This window comes from Chloroflexota bacterium (genome assembly GCA_034717495.1).
Taxonomy (GTDB): Bacteria; Chloroflexota; Anaerolineae; order JAAEKA01; family JAAEKA01; genus JAYELL01.
In genome coordinates, this window is sequence record JAYELL010000113.1 from 43,045 (window position 1) to 61,187 (window position 18,143).

Here is an 18,143-nt window from a genome sequence, read left to right on the forward strand (position 1 = left end):
GAAGGCCTTTGTCCCGAACTGCATCCCCTCTTGGAGCGGGTCAAATTCCTGGCCATCTTCAGTTCGAATCTGGATGAGTTCTTCATGATTCGCGTCTCCGGCCTGAAGCATCAGGTGTCAGCTGGCACGGTGGAGCTACCGCCCGATGGCAAGACGCCGTCGGAGCAGCTGGCTGCCATTCGGGAGCGGCTGTTACCGATGCTCGATCAGGCTACTACCTGTTGGCGAAGCGACTTGAAACCGAAACTCGAGCAGGAGGGAATCTACATTCGCAGCTACGAAGACCTGTCGGAGGCTGAGCAGCGCTGGCTCACCGATTATTTCCTGCGCGAGGTCTTTCCGGTGTTGACTCCCCTGGTCTTTGACCCGGGACATCCCTTCCCTCATATCTCCAATTTGAGCTTGAACCTGACGGTTGCGCTGCGGGATCCCGATCACGGGATCATGCATTTTGGCCGTGTCAAGGTGCCTGCTATGCTGCCCCGCCTTATTGAACTTCCTCGAAACCTGGACCAGGATCCAGAGATTCTGGTGGCGGATGATGCCGATCATTCCTCCAGCAATGGCAAGGGACCGGGGTCGCAGACTTCGGAACACCATGCCCGCCAGGACTTTGTCTGGCTTGAAGAGGTTGTCGCAGCCAACCTTTCCTATCTCTACCCCGGGGTAGATGTGGTCGAAGCCTATGCCTTCAGAGTGACCCGCAACGCCGACATGGAAATCCAGGAGGATGAGGCAGATGATTTGTTGCGCACCATAGAACGCAGCATCCGGCAGCGGCGCTTTGGCCCGGTGGTCCGCCTGGAGATCGATCAGTCGATGCCGCGGGATATGAGGGATCTACTCATGCAGAATCTTGCGGTCGACGCCCACGACGTGTACGAGTCGTCCGAGCCATTGGGAATGGTTAGCCTGATGCGGCTGATGGAAATCGACCGCTATGATCTCAAGGACCGACCCTTTGTGCCGCACGAACCAGCGGTATTCTCCGGAGGGGACAGCATCTTTTCGATCATTCGGCGCGGCGATATTTTGCTGCATCATCCCTACGATTCCTTCTCCCATGTGGTGGATTTTATCACGGCCGCGGCTGATGACCCCAATGTATTGGCTATCAAGCAGACGCTCTACCGGGTGGGCAGCAATTCGCCTGTCGTTAAAGCTTTGATGCAGGCCCGGGAGAACGGCAAACAGGTGACGGTGCTGGTCGAACTCAAGGCCCGCTTCGACGAGGAAAACAACATAGTCTGGGCCAAGGCCCTGGAGCGTGCTGGTGTTCACGTGGTCTACGGGTTGCTGGGGCTTAAGACCCACTGCAAGATCGCTCTGGTCGTGCGGCGGGAACCTGGTGGCATTCGCCGTTACGTTCATATGGGCACTGGCAACTATAACGCATCGACGGCGCGGGTCTATACCGACCTGGGAATGTTCACCTGCAACCCCGATATCGGCGCCGACGCCTCGGAATTATTCAACTTCCTGACGGGATACTCCAAACAACGACGCTTTCGGGAGCTGCTGGTGGCGCCGGTTTCATTGCGCGATGGCATGGCTGACCTGATTCGCCGGGAGATCGAACATCAGAAGCACGGCCAGGATGGGCACATCATCTTCAAGATGAACGCGCTGACCGATCCTTACATCATCAGTCTTCTCTATGAGGCGAGCCAGGCGGGTGTCGAAATTGACATGATCGTGCGCGGAATCTGCTGCCTGCGACCGGGCGTGCCTGGGATCAGCGAGAATATCCGGGTGACCAGCATTGTAGGCCGCTTTCTGGAGCACACGCGCATCTATTATTTCCGCAACGGCGGCGACGAGACCATTTACCTGGGCAGCGCTGACCTGATGGAGCGCAACCTGGATCGCCGGGTGGAAACCCTCTTCCCCATCATGGATCCTGATATGCGCAAGCACATCCGGGAGGACATCCTGTCGGTTTACCAGGCGGACAACGTCAAGGCAAGGGTTTTGCAGGCCAGGGGACAGTACCGATGGCTGACGCCCAACGGCGATACTCCTTTTGATAGCCAGAAGTGGCTACTGGAAAACCGCGATAAGGTAGGATAGGACCTGCTGTGACAGACCTTCTTTTCCAAACAGACAGTTATCTGCGGGAGTTCGATGCTACAGTGGTGGCTGCGAACGAGGCTGCACATGTTGTGGTTCTCGATCGCACCGCTTTCTATCCCGGCGGGGGTGGCCAGCCCAATGACACCGGCACGCTGGCGGCGGCGGGTGTGGTGATGCCGGTTTCCAGAGTCAAACGAGCCGGTGGGGAAATCCGCCATTGCTTGGCCGGGGAGGCCGATTTGCCCGCGGTGGGGACCGCTATCAGGGGCCAGCTGGATTGGCAGCGGCGCTATTTATTGATGCGCACGCACACGGCTCTGCATATCCTTTGTGGCGTTGTGTGGCGCGATCACGGGGCCCAGGTCACTGGCGGCAACATGGAACCAGGCAAGGGGCGCATGGACTTCGAGTTCGAGACCTTGCGCAAGGAACTGGTGGAAGAGATCGAAGCCAGCTGCAACGCCGAGGTTACCGCGGCCCGTGATGTGCGCGTGGCGATCCTGCCTCGAGAACAGGCTTTTTCGATTCCCGACCTGATTCGCACCAAGATCAATTTATTGCCACCGGCGATCCAGGAGGTCCGTATTGTGGAATTGGTGGGGTTAGACCTTCAGGCCGACGGCGGTACTCATGTGGCCAACACCAACGAGGTCGGCCGTATCCGCATTTCGGACTACAAGTCCAAGGGCGCTATCAATAAGCGTATTTACATAACGATTGAATAAGACGTCCGCTCCGCCGACTTTTCCACCACTTTCCATACACTACCACAAAGCCTGTTTCCTTCCAGATACTGGAAAAATGAAGTAAAACGACAGGAAGCATGAGATGACACCATCCGGAGACCATGAGCCTCAAGAGACGCCGCGGCATACCTTCACCGAACGCATTTTATCCACCGAGAGCCAGGTTAGCCGCTTCGACCGCTGGATCGAGTTCTTGTCGGCCGCGGTCCTGGCCCTGGCGACGATAGCCACAGCCTGGTCAGCTTATCAATCGACATTGTGGGGCGGCGACGAGGCAGCTGCGCGCGCCGCATCGGGCGCGGCAATCATCAAGTCGGCCCAATATGCAGGCGCAGCTGTGCAAATCCGTAGTTTCCAGGCCACCCTTTTCGTGGAATGGGCATCAGCCATCAGCCAGGACAACAGCGAGCTGGAGGACTTTCTCTTCCAACGATTTCCGCCAGCGCTGAAGACGGCCACCGATGCCTGGATAGCGACGGAGCCGCTCGAGAACCCGGACGCTCCCTCGTCCCCCTTCGTCATGCCCGAATACCAGTTGGAGGAGAACGCACTGGCGGCGCAATGGAACGCTGAGGCGGCGGTCAAGCTTGAACAAGCCAATGTGGCCGACGAGGTCTCCGACCGCTATGTGCTGCTGACGGTGCTGTTTGCCTCGGTGCTCTTCTTCGGTGGCGTCGCAGGGAAGTTCCAGTCGCAGATCATCGATCTGGCGATGTTAATCTTTGCCATCATCATCTTCGTCGTTGGCCTGGCCAACGTGGTGACGTTTCCCATTCAATAGCGAGAGCAGGGCCGAGAGCTTGGACTACGATTTCGAATGATTTCAGAAGGATGGCAAGGGAGCAATGGGTTGGCAAACATGGCTATAAAGGCAGTACTGTTCGACGTCGGCGGTGTGCTTGTCGGCATAAATGGCTTGTGGGAGCAAGCCTGCCAGGTATTTCAGGTTCAGGACAGGGATGTTTTCTGGCAGTTGTTCAATTCGGCTGCCTTGCCTGCCTGCCGCGGGGAGGAAAGCGTAGCTGATTGCTGGCGTGGCCTTGCCCGACAGCTCGAGATTACGGTCCCAGAGAGCGTTCTGCAATCGCTGTGGGTCGACGATTTCATTGACAGCGTTGAGGTCAGCCAGGAGGTGGTGGAGATCGCTCAGGCGCTTTCACCCAGATACCAGATCGGGATCATTTCCAACTCGATGCCGCAACACTCAAGGATTCTACGCGAGATGGGACTCTACAGAGGCTTCGATCCGGTCCTATTGTCCGATGAGGTGGGCATTACAAAAGATGATCCCCGCATCTTCGATATTGCGCTGGAAAAACTTGGAACCCAGGCTGGCGAGACGGTCTTCATCGACGATGTGGAGAGGTTTGCCGCCACTGCATCCGGACGAGGCATTCATGCGCTGCTGTTTCGCTCGCCCGACATACTGCGGCGCGAGCTTGAGGACCTTGGGCTGAGGTTGCAGTAAATGCCAGACCCAATTCCGAGGATGTTGCAAAAAGGGTTGACAACTGGCGCAATCTATGATAGATTTGTGTTTACAATTGAAAGCCAAAGGCTATGATGGAGACGAGTAGGCAGGTCGTTGCCTGGACAGCGAGCCCGGGATGGTGTAAGCCGGGCCAGCCAATCCCGCCGAAAATCCCTCCGGAGCCGTGCTCTGAACGGTTCGATAAACTTACTAGACAGCACCGGGTTCGTGGCCCGTTATCCGTCACGGGGATGTGATGGCATCCCACCGAGTGGGCAGTCTCCTGGAAACAGGTTCCGCTGCCAACCGGGGTGGTACCGCGGGAACTTCGGCTCTCGTCCTCGATCATGGACGAGGGCATTTTCTTTTCTTTACCGATTCTATCGAGGCACTCATGACCTTCCAACCTGTAGTAACCAGGCCAAAGTTCGTCCAGCAAGAGCACGATGTGCTCACGTTCTGGCAGGAAACCGATGCGTTTACCAAGCTCTGGCAGATGAATCAGGGCAATCCCCACTGGTCCTTCATCGACGGGCCTATCACTGCCAACGGGCCCATGGGAGTGCACCATGCCTGGGGCCGTACCTACAAGGACCTCTACCAGCGCTTCAAGGCCATGCAGGGTTTCGACCAGCGCTTTCAGAATGGCTTCGACTGCCAGGGCCTATGGGTTGAGGTTTTGGTGGAGCGCGAATTGGGATTCACCTCCAAGCGCGATATCGAGCAGTACGGCCTGGCCGATTTTGTCAACATCTGCAAGCAGCGGGTGCTGGGCTTTGCCGCCATGCAGACCGAGCAGTCGATCCGCCTTGGCTATTGGGTCGACTGGAATGATCCGGACCAGCTGCGTTTGCTGCAGGACAAGTTGGAGCAGGATCCTAACCAGGTCCTGGCGCTCGACGGACCCCAGGGTCCAGTGACCGGCACGGCCGAGCAGTTGGTGGGCCAGCTGGGATTGCCTCAACTGGGTGGGTCCTATTTCACCTTTTCTGATGAGAACAACTACCAGATCTGGGGCTTCATCAAGAAGTGCTGGGAAAAGGGCTGGCTCTATGAGGGCACCGATGTCATGCCATGGTGTGCTCGCTGCGGCACTGGCATCAGCCAGCACGAGATCGTTACCGACGGTTACGAGGTTCTCACCCACAGATCGATCACCCTTCGTTTCCCGCTGCTGGACGGCGAGGGCAATCGGCGAGTTGATTCCGAGACCGGTCTCTCCGAGGCGCTGTTGGTCTGGACGACGACCCCCTGGACTCTGACCAGCAACGTGGCGGCTGCGGTCGGCCCCAACCTGGATTACGTCAAGGTTCAGCAGGGAGATTGGGTCTATTACCTGGCCAAGGGAGCGTTGAAGCGAGCCATGCAAGGCAAGCTGTCAGTCCTGGCAGAGCTCAAGGGCAACCAGATGCTGGGCTGGCTCTACAGTGGCCCATTTGACGAGTTGCCTGCGGTGGAAGGTGCCTTCATTGCCAAGGACTACAGCCATCGGGTTATCGGGTGGAAGGATGTGGGCGAGCAAGAGGGTACTGGAATCGTGCATATCGCGCCCGGTTGCGGCGCCGAGGATTTTGCCCTCAGCAAGGAGTTGGAGCTGCCTGTAGTGGCCCCTCTGACCGAAGATGGAATCTATATCGATGGTTTTGACTGGCTCACCGGTTTACAGGTCCAGGATGTGGCCTCGCCAATCTTCGAGGACCTGGAGGAGAAGGGACTGCTCTACCGGCTGGAGGATTATGAGCACCGCTATCCGGTATGCTGGCGCTGCAAGACCGAGTTGATCTTCCGACTGGTGGATGAATGGTTTATCGACATGGGCGAACTGTACGATAAGCCCCGCCCGGAGGTGACACCGGAGGAGGTCGATCGCAGCCTGCGCTATCAGATCATGGAAGTGGTCGATCAGATCCGCTGGATTCCCTCATTTGGCTATGAGCGCGAGTTGGACTGGTTGCGCAACATGCATGACTGGATGATCAGTAAGAAGCGTTACTGGGGCCTGGCGCTACCCATCTGGGTATGCGAGGATGAGTCCTGCGGTCATTTCCACGTAGTCGGCTCCGAGCATGAGCTGGAAGAACTCGCGACTGCAGGATGGGATCAGTTCGAGGGGCACACACCCCACCGGCCCTATGTCGACGCGGTTACCATCGCCTGTCCTGAATGCGGCGGGGTAGCGCGTCGAATCGCCGATGTGGGCAACCCCTGGCTCGACGCCGGAATCGTGCCCTACAGCACCCTGGGCTACCGGGACAATCCCGAATACTGGCAGAGGTGGTTTCCCGCCGATTGGATATCGGAGAGTTTCCCGGGCCAGTTTCGCAACTGGTTCTACAGCTTGCTTGCCATGAGCACGGTGCTGGAGCGGACTCCGCCCTTCCTCAATATCTTCAGCTATGCGACGCTGCTGGCTGAAGATGGTCGCGCCATGCACAAGAGTTGGGGCAATGCCATCGACTTCCACGAGGGCGCCGAAAAGATGGGCGTGGATGTCATGCGCTGGATGTTCCTCGACCACAAGCCCGAGTCCAACCTGCTTTTCGGCTATGGCCGCGCCGATGAGACCCGTCGCCGTTTTCACATTCCACTCTGGAACGTCTACAGCTTTTTCGTCAGCTATGCCAATCTGACTCCCGACTGGAGTCCGGGTGACTGGACAACGTGGCGCGCTGCGGATGCCAACGGTGAACCTTCGCCCGATCAACTCATGGATCGTTGGGTCGTGGATCGACTTCAGCAGACGATCATGGCCGTAACCGACAGTCTGAACAACTACGACGCCGAAGGCGCGACCCGGGCCAGTGAACATTTCCTGGACGATCTCAGCAATTGGTACGTGCGGCGCAGCCGGCGGCGTTTCTGGGAGGGTGACCATGCGGCTCTCGACACCCTTTATTACGTGCTGGTGACCTTCTCCCGGATGCTGGCGCCCATGACTCCCTTTTTCACCGAGACAATGTACCAGAATCTGGTGCGGGAAGCTCATGGCGATGCGCCCGAGAGTGTGCACCATAGCAGTTGGCCGGAAGTGGGCGTTACTCCGGTGGACGAACAGTTGGTGGCCGATATGGATATGGCCCGCGCTGTGGTCAGCCTGGGCCATGCTGGTCGGGTGGCCGCCAATATCAAGGTGCGTCAGCCGCTGGCGGGCATCAAGGTGGTGGCTGCCGGTAAGGCAGGCAGCCTGAGTCGCTTCTCCCAAGTGATTGCCGAGGAGCTGAACGTCAAGGCAGTCGATCTGGCTGAAGGGGAGGCGGAGCTGGTCACCTATCGAATTCTGCCGCTAAACAAGGTGCTGGGTCCACGCTTCGGTCGGCAGTTCCCGGCTGTGCGCCAGGCGCTGGAGGCGTTGGATCCCTACGCAGTTGCTGCTGCGGTGGCAAACGGTGAACCTGTTCGCATCACGCTGGACGGCGGCCCGGTTGATCTCAGCGCGGATGAGGTGTTGGTTCAGGCGCAGCCGAAACCTGGCTTTGAGGTGAACAACGATGTGCAACGGGGCGTAGTCGTGGCGCTTGATACGACCCTCACCGATGATCTGAAGGCGGAAGGGTTGGCCCGGGAAGTGGTGCGCCGCATCCAGCAGATGCGCAAGGATGCCGATTTTGAACTGAGCGACCGCGTTCACACTACTTACCAGACCGACGATGAGGGCCTGGCCGGGGCCATCACAGGATACGAGGATTACATCAAACAGGAAACCTTGAGCTTGACCCTGGCAACGGCGGCGCCTCCAGCCGGGGCGCATGTGGTAACTGTGGCCGTGAACGATACAGAGGTTACTCTGGGTGTGTTCCTGGCCGGCGAGCAGTAGGAGGGATTCTGCTGCCTACGATTACCCAACGGCCATCCTTCGATTCCGGAATGACCTGGCGTGCCACCGTGAAACGGCGTCCGGTTGGCTTGCCGATTTTGGTTTTCGCGCTACAATGTCAGGTGTGAACCGTTTTCGACATGTCATTGGCAGCTTGCAGAAATTATCTTTCAAATGCAACTTTGGTGGCGCTCATCAGTATCACAGGGTTGCCACGGCTATCATTCGACTCCAATGACGTGAGGTAGGCCGTATGACCAAAGACGACAAACGGTTACGAGGAAAGCTTGAGGTTGAACGCCGAGAGCTGATGGATTCCATTGGCCACTACGAGATAGTGGCTCGCAACAAAAAACCTGGCCTGGGCAACCACATGGCAGATGATGGCACCGAGGCCTTTGATCAGGCGGCTAGCCTGGCTCTCTATCGCAACGAAAATACACTGCTGTCACAAGTAGAAGCTGCGTTGGATCGAATGGACAAAGGTACTTATGGCGTCTGCGAGCGTTGTGGTGAAGAGATCGACTTCGCGCGCTTGAAGGCGATACCCTACTGCACCCTCTGTATTCGCTGCCAGCATCATGTGGAAGAACTGCCCAGGGGAAACGGCAACAAACGTTAGGAATGCGAAAAGGAAACCTGTCAGGTTGGCTGGTTATTCTGGGCACAGCCACGATTGTGGTGGTCCTGGACCAGCTCACGAAACGCTGGATTGAGGGCAACCTTGCAATCGGTGAGTCCCTGGCGCCATTTCCGGAGCTGGCGAATTTTTTCACCATCAGCCATTTCACCAATACGGGTGCCGCATTTGGCCTTTTCCGTGGCCAGAGCATTCTTTTGGCGATCATCCCCGTGGTCGTCGTGGTTGCGATTGTCGTCTACATCCGGCAGCTCCCAATGAACAATATCCTGATTCAGTTCAGTCTGGGACTCCAGCTCGGCGGTGCCATCGGCAACAACCTCTTTGATCGCATCCGTTTGGGGCACGTGACCGACTTCATCTACTTCCACTTCTGGCCTGCTTTCAACATCGCCGACATCGCTATTGTCAGTGGCACGATTCTGTTGGCGCTTGTTTTGCTTACAATGCCAGAGGAATCGGATGAGACCGATGTGGTGGAAGGCGAAGCGGGCGAGCAGCGGGCTTAGCCCGCGTTTTGATTGCAAAGTAGCGCTATTCGGGAAGTCAGGCGGTGGCCTGGCTTTCTTATATTCCTGGTTCCCTGTATGGCTGGCGACGAACAGCAACTTGAACTGAATGTCGAAATCGGCGGCGAGCGGATTGATCGGTTTCTGGCGGACCGGTTAGCCGATGTATCGCGGGCTGAGATTCAACGCTGGATCAAAGCGGGCAAAGCCACTGTCAACGGCCGGTCAGTGAAGGCGAGCTACAAATTGTCGGCGGGTGAGGCGGTCAGTCTTCAGCGGCCACCGGTCAGGTCTCAGGCCGTTCAACCTGAGGCGATTCCTCTGGCGATTGTCTACGAGGATGATGATCTGGTGGTGGTGGACAAGCCGGCCGGCTTGGTGGTGCACCCGGCGCCAGGCCATTCGGGTGGCACCCTGGTCAACGGCTTGCTGGCACGCTATCCGGGGCTCGGTGGTGAGGCAGGCCCAGAACGGGCAGGAATCGTTCACAGACTGGATCGGGATACATCGGGCCTGATCGTTGTCGCCAGGACCCCTGAGGCGCTCCAGGCGCTCCAGTCGCAGTTCAGGGCGCGGACGGTGCAGAAATCCTACCTGGCGCTGGCAGAGGGGATTGTGGCGGTGCCCGAAGGGCGCGTCGAGGCGCCGGTTGGCCGCGATCCGGTGCGCCGAAAACGGATGGCAGTGGTCTCAGAAAAACAGGGTGGCCGGGCGGCATTGACAACATTTCAGGTGTTGGGCCTGTTCCAACCCCGGATCAGCCCGTTCCGGGTCGAGATGAGTCTTCTCGAGCTTGGCCTTCACACGGGCCGGACCCACCAGATCCGCGTCCACCTGGCCTTCATCAAACACCCTGTTGTGGGGGATCGGGTGTATGGACGGCGTAAGCAGCGCATTCACTGCCCGCGGCAGTTTCTGCATGCGGCCCGGTTGCAGTTGGTGCATCCCACCACCGGCGAACGCCTGGCGTTCGAGTCCCCGTTGCCTGCGGACCTGGAGGGAGTGTTGGGGTCGTTGGCGGAGATTGGGTAGAAGTGAGTTTAGAGCTAAAGCCAGGGCTCGTCACGCTGATAGCGTGACCTGCAGTGCAAGCGATACTGGACTGAAAGAGTCAGAGGCCAGAGTGTCAGCGCTGGGTTTTGTACCCGTGTAGTCTGAAACTCTGAACCTCCGATACTCTGATACTCCGATACTCCGAACCTAGTAGGGCGTGGCCACCAGAGCGTTGAAGCGAAGAATCTCCTGCCCTGTGGCTGCGCGGATTATCAATTGTCCACCGTTCAACTCGTAGGTGTTAGCCGACTGGAGCGCCTCAAGATAGATTCGCTCCTGTTCCATAGTGTCGTGTCCGCAGGCCATCTGGGTGCTCACCAGGGGGCCCACCGAGATGCGATTGCCGCTGACACTGTACGAACCGCTGTACTGGTTGCAACCGGAGTTACCGCTCAGACTGTTTTCGGCGAAACTTAGATTGATGGTCGTACCTGGGATCAATACCTGATTGACGAACATCGAGGAGAGGTCCCAGCTGGTATTGGCGAGTGGATTACTTGCTGTCACGTTGACGGTCACGTGCCGGAACTCGACAGATCCATTCTGCAACTGCACGCGCATTTCGTAAGTCGTTGGTGTGTTGGGGCATACCTGCTGGCTTCCCTCGCCGGTGACCGGATGGTCCTGGTAGTTGGCGCCCTGGGGATATACCCAAACCGCTTGCACGTTTGACACCCGCCAGCGAAGAGTCGTGCAGTCCCCCTGCGCGATCTCATAACTGTCTGCCCAGAAGGATATCTCCGGAGAGGGGGTCGCCGACGGCAATGGCGCCGGGGTTGGAGTCGCCGTGGGCGGCACTGGTGTCGAAGTTGCCGCTGGTACCGGGGTAGGCGGTGCCGCCAGAATGGGCACGTTTTCGCCGTTTTTCACTTCCACATGGGAAGCGGATACCCAGCCGATGCTGGTTGGCGACGATGGCATGAGCACTGCCCACCACTCGCCGTCGGCGCTGCGCCCAATGACTTCGCCCGTCGAGCCGGCAGGTGCCACGCCCAGGACCTGGTACTCGGTTCCCGGCCCGGTGCGCACGTTGACACCACCCGCTGCAGTCACCTCGGCGGTCGGAATCGTGGATGGCGGTGTGGGAATCTCGACGGGGGGCAGAGGTGGTGTCTCCACCGGTCCAAGCTTCTCGAAGAAGAGCGAACCGCCAGCGGCCGGTCGAACCAGTTCCATGGAGTGGCCGCCGGGATGAACACGGTAATCCTGGGCAGCCGCCAGCGTGTTTGTCAGGATGGCGCCGTTGGACTCGGGTCCACATTCGGCCAGAGTCGCCGGTCCCAGCTGGGTGCGCAGGCTGCCGCTGATTCCACCCGTGACCTCGTACGTGCCACTGCCTTTATTGCAGTCCGCCTGGTAAGCAATGCGCCCATCGTCGAAATAACTGACGGTGAGCCCTTCGGGATTGGCGATTTCCTCGTATTCTCCGCCAGGCTCACTGTTGGTGCCGATGGCCTGCCACTCGTTGCCTGTAAGGCCGTTCTCAGTCATGCCATCGATCTCGAGGGAGGCCACAAGCGCGTCCAGCGTTTCCAGATCGGGCTCCCAGTCGGATGCTGCCAGTTCGTTGAGTGCTGCAGCGCTGTTTTCCAGATAGCCTTCGATGTCGCCGCTTACCTGATCCATTTCCTCCTGCGGAATTTCCCCGGCGGTATCCGGAAGGGCCGCGGTGGTCACCGGATAAAAGAAGCTGACCAGGTATTCACCATCGTTGGTGAAGCCCTGGTAGGCATAGCGCAGGCCCTGGTTGGTAACCGGATTGGGGCTTTGGGCCCAGCGACCGACGAAGCGGTAGCCGTTTTTGCTGGCGCTGGACTCGCTGGCGGTTGGCCGTCCCACCTGAACTGCCAGATCGTTGACGCCTGTGACCTCTTCGAAGGGCAATACAGGGAAGCCGAAGGTGGGCGCAGGTGAGGTCAGGACGATAACGCTCTTGTAGATCTGGCGCATGACCTGGGCTACGCTCATGTTGTCGGCATCGGCCCACAGTTTGATGTAGTTATCCACAGGAATGATGTACATGATCGGATCGCCGAACTGTTTGTCGGCAGGATCGGTCACGCCGAAATTGATCTGGATGTGTTCGGGCAGCCCCATTGGTCCGGGTGGCTGGCTTTGATCGTAAGGGGTTGCCGGCACGACGTTGGCCTGCCAGGAGTAAGGCAGACCATGGGTGTCCAGGAGGATGTCGGACGGGTCGAGTCCCACACTGAGGTCGATTTGGGAGAATCCCATCACGCCGGCGCTGTCCACCAATATGAGTTGGAGACTGTCATCCTGCATTCCGACCTGATTGACCTGGGATAACAGGGCCAGGAACTGCTGATCCAACGAGTCCTCGCCACAAAAGGCCATAGTCGAGGGACCCATTTCGATCAGCAGCGTGTTACCACGCGCAATGTAGGTGCCCTGAACCATGTTGCAGTCCGCCTTGATGCTGACGGTGTTGTCAGGAAAGAAGGTAATCGTGTAGTTTTCAGGATATGGCGTTGCCGACTGGCTGGACAGTTCTTTTGCAGTGAGGTCGGACCACTGCCACTCGATGTTGACAATGTCCTCTTTTGTCACCGGCCCGGTAGCTGCTACAGACTCGACGCGGGGCGCTGCCAGCGGTTCAGCGACCTGTTCAAACGCCGGTGCTTCGGCCGGTGCTTCGACGGGCTCAGCAGCCGGTGCCTGTTCCGGCAGGCTTTCGGGGATCGCAGTTGGCACTGGACTGACACAGGCCGCCAGCAGCCCTAACAGGGCCAGAGCGAGCAGTGTCAGAACGATTGATTGTTTCACGCTACGCCTCCTTGGAGTAATGGTGAGATTGCTGGATCGCGCCAGATTCTTGGGCGCGATCCCAGAGGATTTCCATGGTTTACACGGTACGAAAGGTAATGATGTTCAAGGGAATACTCAGGTCGCTCAGGTCTTCGGTACTTCGTGGCAGAGCCGGCAACGAGCTTCATAGGCCTCGGCTGCGCCGATTACGATGATTGGATCGTCGTAACGAGCCGGTTTTCCTCCGATCAAGCGCTGGGTTCTCGATGCCGGTGCCCCACACTTGACACAGATCGCGTGGAGTTTTTCAATCCGCTCGGCTTTTGCCATCAATGCCGGTATGGGGCCGAAGGGCTCGCCCCGGAAGTTCTGGTCCAGACCCGCAGCGATCACGCGAAGGCCGCGGTTGGCCAGATCATCACAAACTTGAATAATGCCGTCGTCAAAGAACTGGACCTCATCGACGGCAACCACTGTAGTGTCCGGCTGGAGATGGTCGAAGATGTCTGCCGAGTTGGCAACGGCCTCGCTATCCCAGGCAATCCCGTTGTGAGATGCCACGCGGGTAAGACCATAGCGATGGTCGATGGCCGGTTTAAACACCTGGATGTTCTGTCGGGCAATGGCCGCGCGCCGGATGCGCCGAATCAGTTCCTCGGTCTTGCCGCAGAACATGCTGCCACAGATTACCTCGATCCATCCGCCCTGGTGTTGCAGGTATGGCATGGTAGGGGACGCTCCTTGGTATGCAGGTAAGCAGGAACGATCGATGCGGAAAAGAATAAGGGGCAGAATGTGACTTCTGCCCCTATGGAGTGTCAAAGGTCGTTTACGTGCTCATTGAAGCGTTTCGCTGGCTGAACTGTCCCGTAGGAGCTATTACTGGCAATTGCCCTCTGTCATTAACAATTGACCACTGACCATTAGTTAGGCTTCTTCTTCGGCCTGCAATATTTCTTCAACGGCTGCAATGGCTTCTTCGGCCTGCAACTCTTCTTCAACGGCCGCAATGGCTTCTTCGGCGGCCTTGGTTGCAGCTTGCTCAACCTTGTCGGAGCTTTCGCCGCGCGCCCTGGCCTGCGCGGCCGCCTTGCGGCCCGCATCTTCGGCGGCCTGCTGAACGCGCACCTGGGCGGAGCGTGCTTCAGCAGCCTGCAGGCGGCGCATGAAGCGATCCACCTGACCGGCAGTGTCGACAATGCGCTGCTCACCGGTAAAGAATGGGTGGCATGCAGAGCAAACGTCGGTTCGAATGACCTTTTCGGTCGACCCAGTGACCCAGGTGTTGCCGCAGGCGCAAGTCACCGTGGCCTCAGGATAATACGTGGGATGAATACCTTCTTTCATGTTTTTCCTCAATCTCTAGACGGCAATCTCGGGATGGACGCTAATCTGTTGTTTATCCCGGCGCACGTACTCAAACTTCACGTAACCATCGTTCTTGGCGAAAATCGTGTGATCCCGACCCAGTCCGGCATTACTGCCTGGCAGAAATTTGGTACCACGCTGCCGTACCAGGATCGAACCAGCGGTGACGTATTGGCCGTCATACCGCTTGACACCCAGCCGCTTGGAATTGCTGTCGCGGCCGTTTCGTGTGCTGCCACCACCTTTTTTGTGTGCCATTTCTTTTCTCTCCTGTCAGCTACAGATCGATTGCATCGATGTAAAGTCGTGTCAACTGCTGCCGGTGGCCCTTTTTGCGGCGATAACGCTGTTTGGGGCGGAACTTGAAAACGATGACCTTGCGGCCTTTGTGCTGGGATTTCACCGTCGCCAGGACTTTGGCGCCTTCGACCACGGGCTGGCCGATAACGGCTTTCTCGCCATCGTGGACGAGCAAGATGTCATCCAGCTCAATCTGATCACCAACCTCTCCCGGAATCTTTTCGATCTCGAGGAAGTCGCCTGGGGCGACACGGTATTGTTTGCCACCCGTTCTAACTACTGCATACATGTTTTCTCTCCTTCCAGGTGCCGCGTCCGCTAATCGCGGTGCTTTGGGTGCGACACCGGCCAAGGACTGTGTTGGCTTGAACCTGAAGCGTAAACCTGTTTGACTCTTCGTCCGCGCCGGGGCAGACAAAACCAGGCCATGCGGTGCAGGCCTGGCGGCTAACATCAGAATTATACTGATAAGCGGGCGTGTGTCAAATTAGGTTGAAGGAGGGATAACGCCAGAACGACAGATGAAAAAGACCTTGAGAATGAGATCCTGCGCCAGCAATTGGACGTCATGCTGCGCAAGAATGATCAGGTGATCAGGCCCGGCCGGGAAGAAAAATGATTGCTGGCTGTGTTAGCCACGGCGTTGAAAAAGAGGCGTTGCCTGAGGACCGGTCAACTGGACGGCGTGATTCGTATCTTCAAGCCAGAGACTGTGATTGCTGGCATCGGCAACTTGTACGACGGAAGTGAACGCAGAAGTTTCCCCCCGCGCCTCTTTTCTCATATAATCTATGTATGACCACGACGCTGCTGCAAACCAAACTCTACATTCCGCAAATTCGCCCCGATCTTGTTTCTCGGTCCCTGTTGGTCGAGCGTTTGAACGTCGGCCTTGGTGGTAATCTCACCCTGGTCTCCGCTCCGGCCGGGTTCGGCAAGACGACATTGCTAAGCCAATGGGCTGAAAAGCAGGACCGATCAGTGGCCTGGGTGTCGCTTGACCGTGGTGACAATGACCCCATTCGTTTCTGGACCTATGTCATAGCAGCCATGCAGAGAGTGCGCCCCAACCTGGGGGAAACAGTTCTGTCGGCGCTCAGCGCTTCCCAACGTCAGGCCCCTCTGACCGAGGCGATGCTGACAGGGCTGATCAATGAAATCGCTGAGGTGGATGCCCAACCCTTTGTGCTCGTCCTGGATGATTATCACCTTATTGACAATCGTCAGGTTAACGACGATGTTGCTTTTTTGGTCGAGTTTTCGCCGTCAGGAATGCACGTAATTCTTTCCGGACGCGCCGATCCGCCTTGGCCGTTGGCGCGCATGCGTGCTCGTCGCCAGATGAATGAGTTGCGTAGCAAAGATATGCGCTTTACCCAAGAGGAAGCGACTGCATTTCTCAACGATGTGATGGGATTGGACCTGTCGGTTGAAGATATCGCAATTTTGGATTCGCAAACCGAGGGATGGATCGCCGGTTTGCAGATGGCTGCGCTGTCGATGCAGGGTCGAGAGGATGTCTCGGGTTTCATCAATGCGTTTTCTGGCAGCCATCGCTTCATATTGGATTATCTGGTGGAAGAGGTTCTCGAACGCTGTCCTGCCGGCACCCGGGATTTTCTAATCAAGACCTCTGTTCTGGAACGGATGACCGCCCCCCTGTGTGACGCCATCACGGGCAGGAACGACAGCGCCCATGTCTTGGCGGAACTGGAACAGGCCAACTTGTTTTTGGTTCCGCTCGATGACGAGAGGCGCTGGTATCGCTATCACCATCTGTTCGGTGATCTGTTGTACAGCCGCCTGGAGCAGCACCAGCCGGATCAGATTGAGGCCCTCCATCGCCGCGCAAGCGAGTGGAATGAAAAAAACGGATTGCTTGCGGAAGCGATGAGCCATGCGTCTGCGGCGGAGGATACCGAAAGGCAGGTGCGGCTGATCGCCGACAATGTGCTTACTATGGCCTATCTGGGTGAGCTGACGATCCTGGTGCAGTGGCTTGATGCCCTGCCCGTTGACGCGGGACAGGACCAGCCCTGGTTCCACGTTTCGCGCGCCTGGGTGTTGGTCTTCGCCGGTCATCTGGACGAGGTTGAGCAGCATCTGTGTGATGCTGAAGAAGTTCTGGGCGCTGCTCCAGGCGGGAACAACGCTGAGCTCGCGAGCGAATATGACCATGTGACAGGCCACATTGCTGCCATACGCGGTTACGTGGCTGGGCTCAGAGGGGAATTCCCCCAACCTATCGAGTATGCCCGCGAGGCGCTGGCGCGCCTACCAGAAAGTGATGCGATAGCGCGTGGCTGGACAACCTTGCTTCTAGCTGTTATGTGGCGAGCACAGGGGGACCTCATTCTGGCGGAACAGGCCTTTCTGGACGCAGCCACCATCAACAGAAACTCCGGCAATATCCTTCTGGCTGTTGACGTTCTTTGGGAGCATAGTGTGCAGCAGCAAATACAAGGGCAATTGCATAAGGCGTTCGACACTTGCCAGCAGGTGTTACAGTTGGCCTCCGAGCATGTTGAGCGAGGCGGGCGGCGTTTGCCGCCTACGGGCTACACGCATATCGGGATTTCGAATGTTTTGTATGAATGGAATGACCTGGAATCTGCCCTGACCCACGCCGAAGAAGCGGTCAGGTTGTGCAAGCGTTGGGGGATGGCGGATGCCATCGTGCGCAGCCAACTGCAATTGGCGATGACGCTTCAGGCGAATGGGGATGAGGACGGCGCACTCAGCATCATGCAGGAGGCCAGGCAGGTGGCGGAGACGACGTTGTCGCCTATGTACCGGAATGCTGTGGCTATGGCGACCGCACAGCTCCATTTGATCCGGGGAAATGTGCCGGCAGCATCCCGCTGGGCGGATGAACAGGGCCTGAGCGCTGACGATGAGTTTGGCTTTCAGCAAGCCGTTGCGTACTTGGTCTTTGCTCGACTTCTTATTGCTCAAGGCGGGGCGTCTTTGCACGGAGCCCTCGGCGTCTTGGAGCGTTTGCAGGAACTGTCGGCGGCAGCGGGCGCGGTGGGTAATCTTATCGGGGTTCTGGCCCTGAAGGCCCTTGCTCTACAGGCCCAGGGTGACGAAGCGACTGCTCTGGAATCCCTGAATCAGGCGTTGTCCCTCGGTGAGCAGGAGGGGTACATGCGTACGTTCATTGATGAAGGGGCTCCGATGGGGGTGTTGCTGCGTAAAGCCAGCACATCGGGCATGGCTCCGGAATACGCTCGCAGGCTTCTGGAGGCGATGGAAGGCGAAACGGTAATGGTCCCCCATGAGGAGAACGTGGCCCAACTATCATTGGCTGAAAGACAACCTCTGGTTGAGTCACTGACCGAACGAGAACTGGACGTCCTGAGATTGCTGAAAACGAGTCTTTCAGCCACGGAAATCGCCGGTG

The 18,143-nt window shown here is 57.8% G+C and carries 14 protein-coding genes and 1 other annotated feature; of the genes, 9 read left to right on the forward strand and 5 right to left on the reverse strand.

Translation table 11 applies throughout. From position 1 onward, the window contains the following. The 8 genes from ppk1 to U9R25_20130 form a co-directional block, all read left to right on the forward strand. The coding region (gene ppk1 / locus U9R25_20095; protein MEA3338196.1) for a polyphosphate kinase 1 at nt 1-2,070 on the forward strand (2,070 nt) is incomplete at its 5' end. 8 nt (nt 2,071-2,078) lie between these two features. Continuing rightward, complete coding sequence (locus tag U9R25_20100) at nt 2,079-2,798, forward strand: alanyl-tRNA editing protein (protein MEA3338197.1); 720 nt, start codon at nt 2,079-2,081, stop codon at nt 2,796-2,798. Nucleotides 2,799-2,901: 103 nt separating this feature from the next. Then, entirely contained in the window at nt 2,902-3,600 is a 699-nt protein-coding gene (locus U9R25_20105; GenBank protein MEA3338198.1) for a hypothetical protein, read from the forward strand. A 78-nt stretch (nt 3,601-3,678) separates the two neighbouring features. Beyond that, the gene (locus U9R25_20110; GenBank protein ID MEA3338199.1) at nt 3,679-4,287 is read left to right on the forward strand and encodes an HAD-IA family hydrolase; all 609 of its coding nucleotides are present in this window, start codon (nt 3,679-3,681) and stop codon (nt 4,285-4,287) included. A gap of 83 nt (nt 4,288-4,370) precedes the next feature. Then, nucleotides 4,371-4,636 (forward strand) — a binding site (T-box leader). A 48-nt stretch (nt 4,637-4,684) separates the two neighbouring features. Then, complete coding sequence (locus U9R25_20115; GenBank protein ID MEA3338200.1) at nt 4,685-8,104, forward strand: class I tRNA ligase family protein; 3,420 nt, start codon at nt 4,685-4,687, stop codon at nt 8,102-8,104. Between the two features lie 253 nt (nt 8,105-8,357). Then, the gene (locus tag U9R25_20120; protein ID MEA3338201.1) at nt 8,358-8,726 is read left to right on the forward strand and encodes a TraR/DksA family transcriptional regulator; all 369 of its coding nucleotides are present in this window, start codon (nt 8,358-8,360) and stop codon (nt 8,724-8,726) included. 2 nt (nt 8,727-8,728) lie between these two features. Further along, nucleotides 8,729-9,253: a signal peptidase II gene (lspA, locus tag U9R25_20125; protein ID MEA3338202.1), complete on the forward strand. Its 525-nt coding sequence runs from the start codon at nt 8,729-8,731 to the stop codon at nt 9,251-9,253. 78 nt (nt 9,254-9,331) lie between these two features. After that, the gene (locus U9R25_20130; protein ID MEA3338203.1) at nt 9,332-10,285 is read left to right on the forward strand and encodes an RluA family pseudouridine synthase; all 954 of its coding nucleotides are present in this window, start codon (nt 9,332-9,334) and stop codon (nt 10,283-10,285) included. A gap of 168 nt (nt 10,286-10,453) precedes the next feature. Here U9R25_20130 and U9R25_20135 read toward each other — a convergent pair whose 3' ends face one another. The 5 genes from U9R25_20135 to rplU all read right to left on the reverse strand — a co-directional run bounded on the left by U9R25_20135 (nt 10,454) and on the right by rplU (nt 15,029). Next, nucleotides 10,454-13,090, reverse strand: coding sequence for an META domain-containing protein (locus U9R25_20135; GenBank protein ID MEA3338204.1), 2,637 nt, complete (start codon nt 13,088-13,090; stop codon nt 10,454-10,456). A gap of 126 nt (nt 13,091-13,216) precedes the next feature. Continuing rightward, complete coding sequence (locus tag U9R25_20140; protein ID MEA3338205.1) at nt 13,217-13,798, reverse strand: thymidine kinase; 582 nt, start codon at nt 13,796-13,798, stop codon at nt 13,217-13,219. A gap of 201 nt (nt 13,799-13,999) precedes the next feature. Further along, complete coding sequence (gene rpmE, locus U9R25_20145) at nt 14,000-14,431, reverse strand: 50S ribosomal protein L31 (GenBank protein MEA3338206.1); 432 nt, start codon at nt 14,429-14,431, stop codon at nt 14,000-14,002. Nucleotides 14,432-14,434: 3 nt separating this feature from the next. After that, nucleotides 14,435-14,698, reverse strand: a complete 264-nt coding sequence (rpmA, locus tag U9R25_20150) for a 50S ribosomal protein L27 (protein ID MEA3338207.1) — start codon at nt 14,696-14,698, stop codon at nt 14,435-14,437. 19 nt (nt 14,699-14,717) lie between these two features. Continuing rightward, nucleotides 14,718-15,029, reverse strand: coding sequence for a 50S ribosomal protein L21 (rplU, locus tag U9R25_20155; protein MEA3338208.1), 312 nt, complete (start codon nt 15,027-15,029; stop codon nt 14,718-14,720). Nucleotides 15,030-15,535: 506 nt separating this feature from the next. Here rplU and U9R25_20160 point away from each other — a divergent pair. Beyond that, the coding region (locus U9R25_20160; protein ID MEA3338209.1) for a helix-turn-helix transcriptional regulator at nt 15,536-18,143 on the forward strand (2,608 nt) is incomplete at its 3' end.

Coding starts and splice junctions, on each gene's coding strand:
- U9R25_20110 (MEA3338199.1), top strand. CDS start 3,679: ATGGCTATAAAGGCAGTACTGTTCGACGTCGGCGGTGTGCTTGTCGGC.
- U9R25_20140 (MEA3338205.1), bottom strand. CDS start 13,798: ATGCCATACCTGCAACACCAGGGCGGATGGATCGAGGTAATCTGTGGC.
- lspA (MEA3338202.1), top strand. CDS start 8,729: ATGCGAAAAGGAAACCTGTCAGGTTGGCTGGTTATTCTGGGCACAGCC.
- U9R25_20115 (MEA3338200.1), top strand. CDS start 4,685: ATGACCTTCCAACCTGTAGTAACCAGGCCAAAGTTCGTCCAGCAAGAG.
- U9R25_20105 (MEA3338198.1), top strand. CDS start 2,902: ATGACACCATCCGGAGACCATGAGCCTCAAGAGACGCCGCGGCATACC.
- rplU (MEA3338208.1), bottom strand. CDS start 15,029: ATGTATGCAGTAGTTAGAACGGGTGGCAAACAATACCGTGTCGCCCCA.
- U9R25_20120 (MEA3338201.1), top strand. CDS start 8,358: ATGACCAAAGACGACAAACGGTTACGAGGAAAGCTTGAGGTTGAACGC.
- U9R25_20130 (MEA3338203.1), top strand. CDS start 9,332: ATGGCTGGCGACGAACAGCAACTTGAACTGAATGTCGAAATCGGCGGC.
- rpmA (MEA3338207.1), bottom strand. CDS start 14,698: ATGGCACACAAAAAAGGTGGTGGCAGCACACGAAACGGCCGCGACAGC.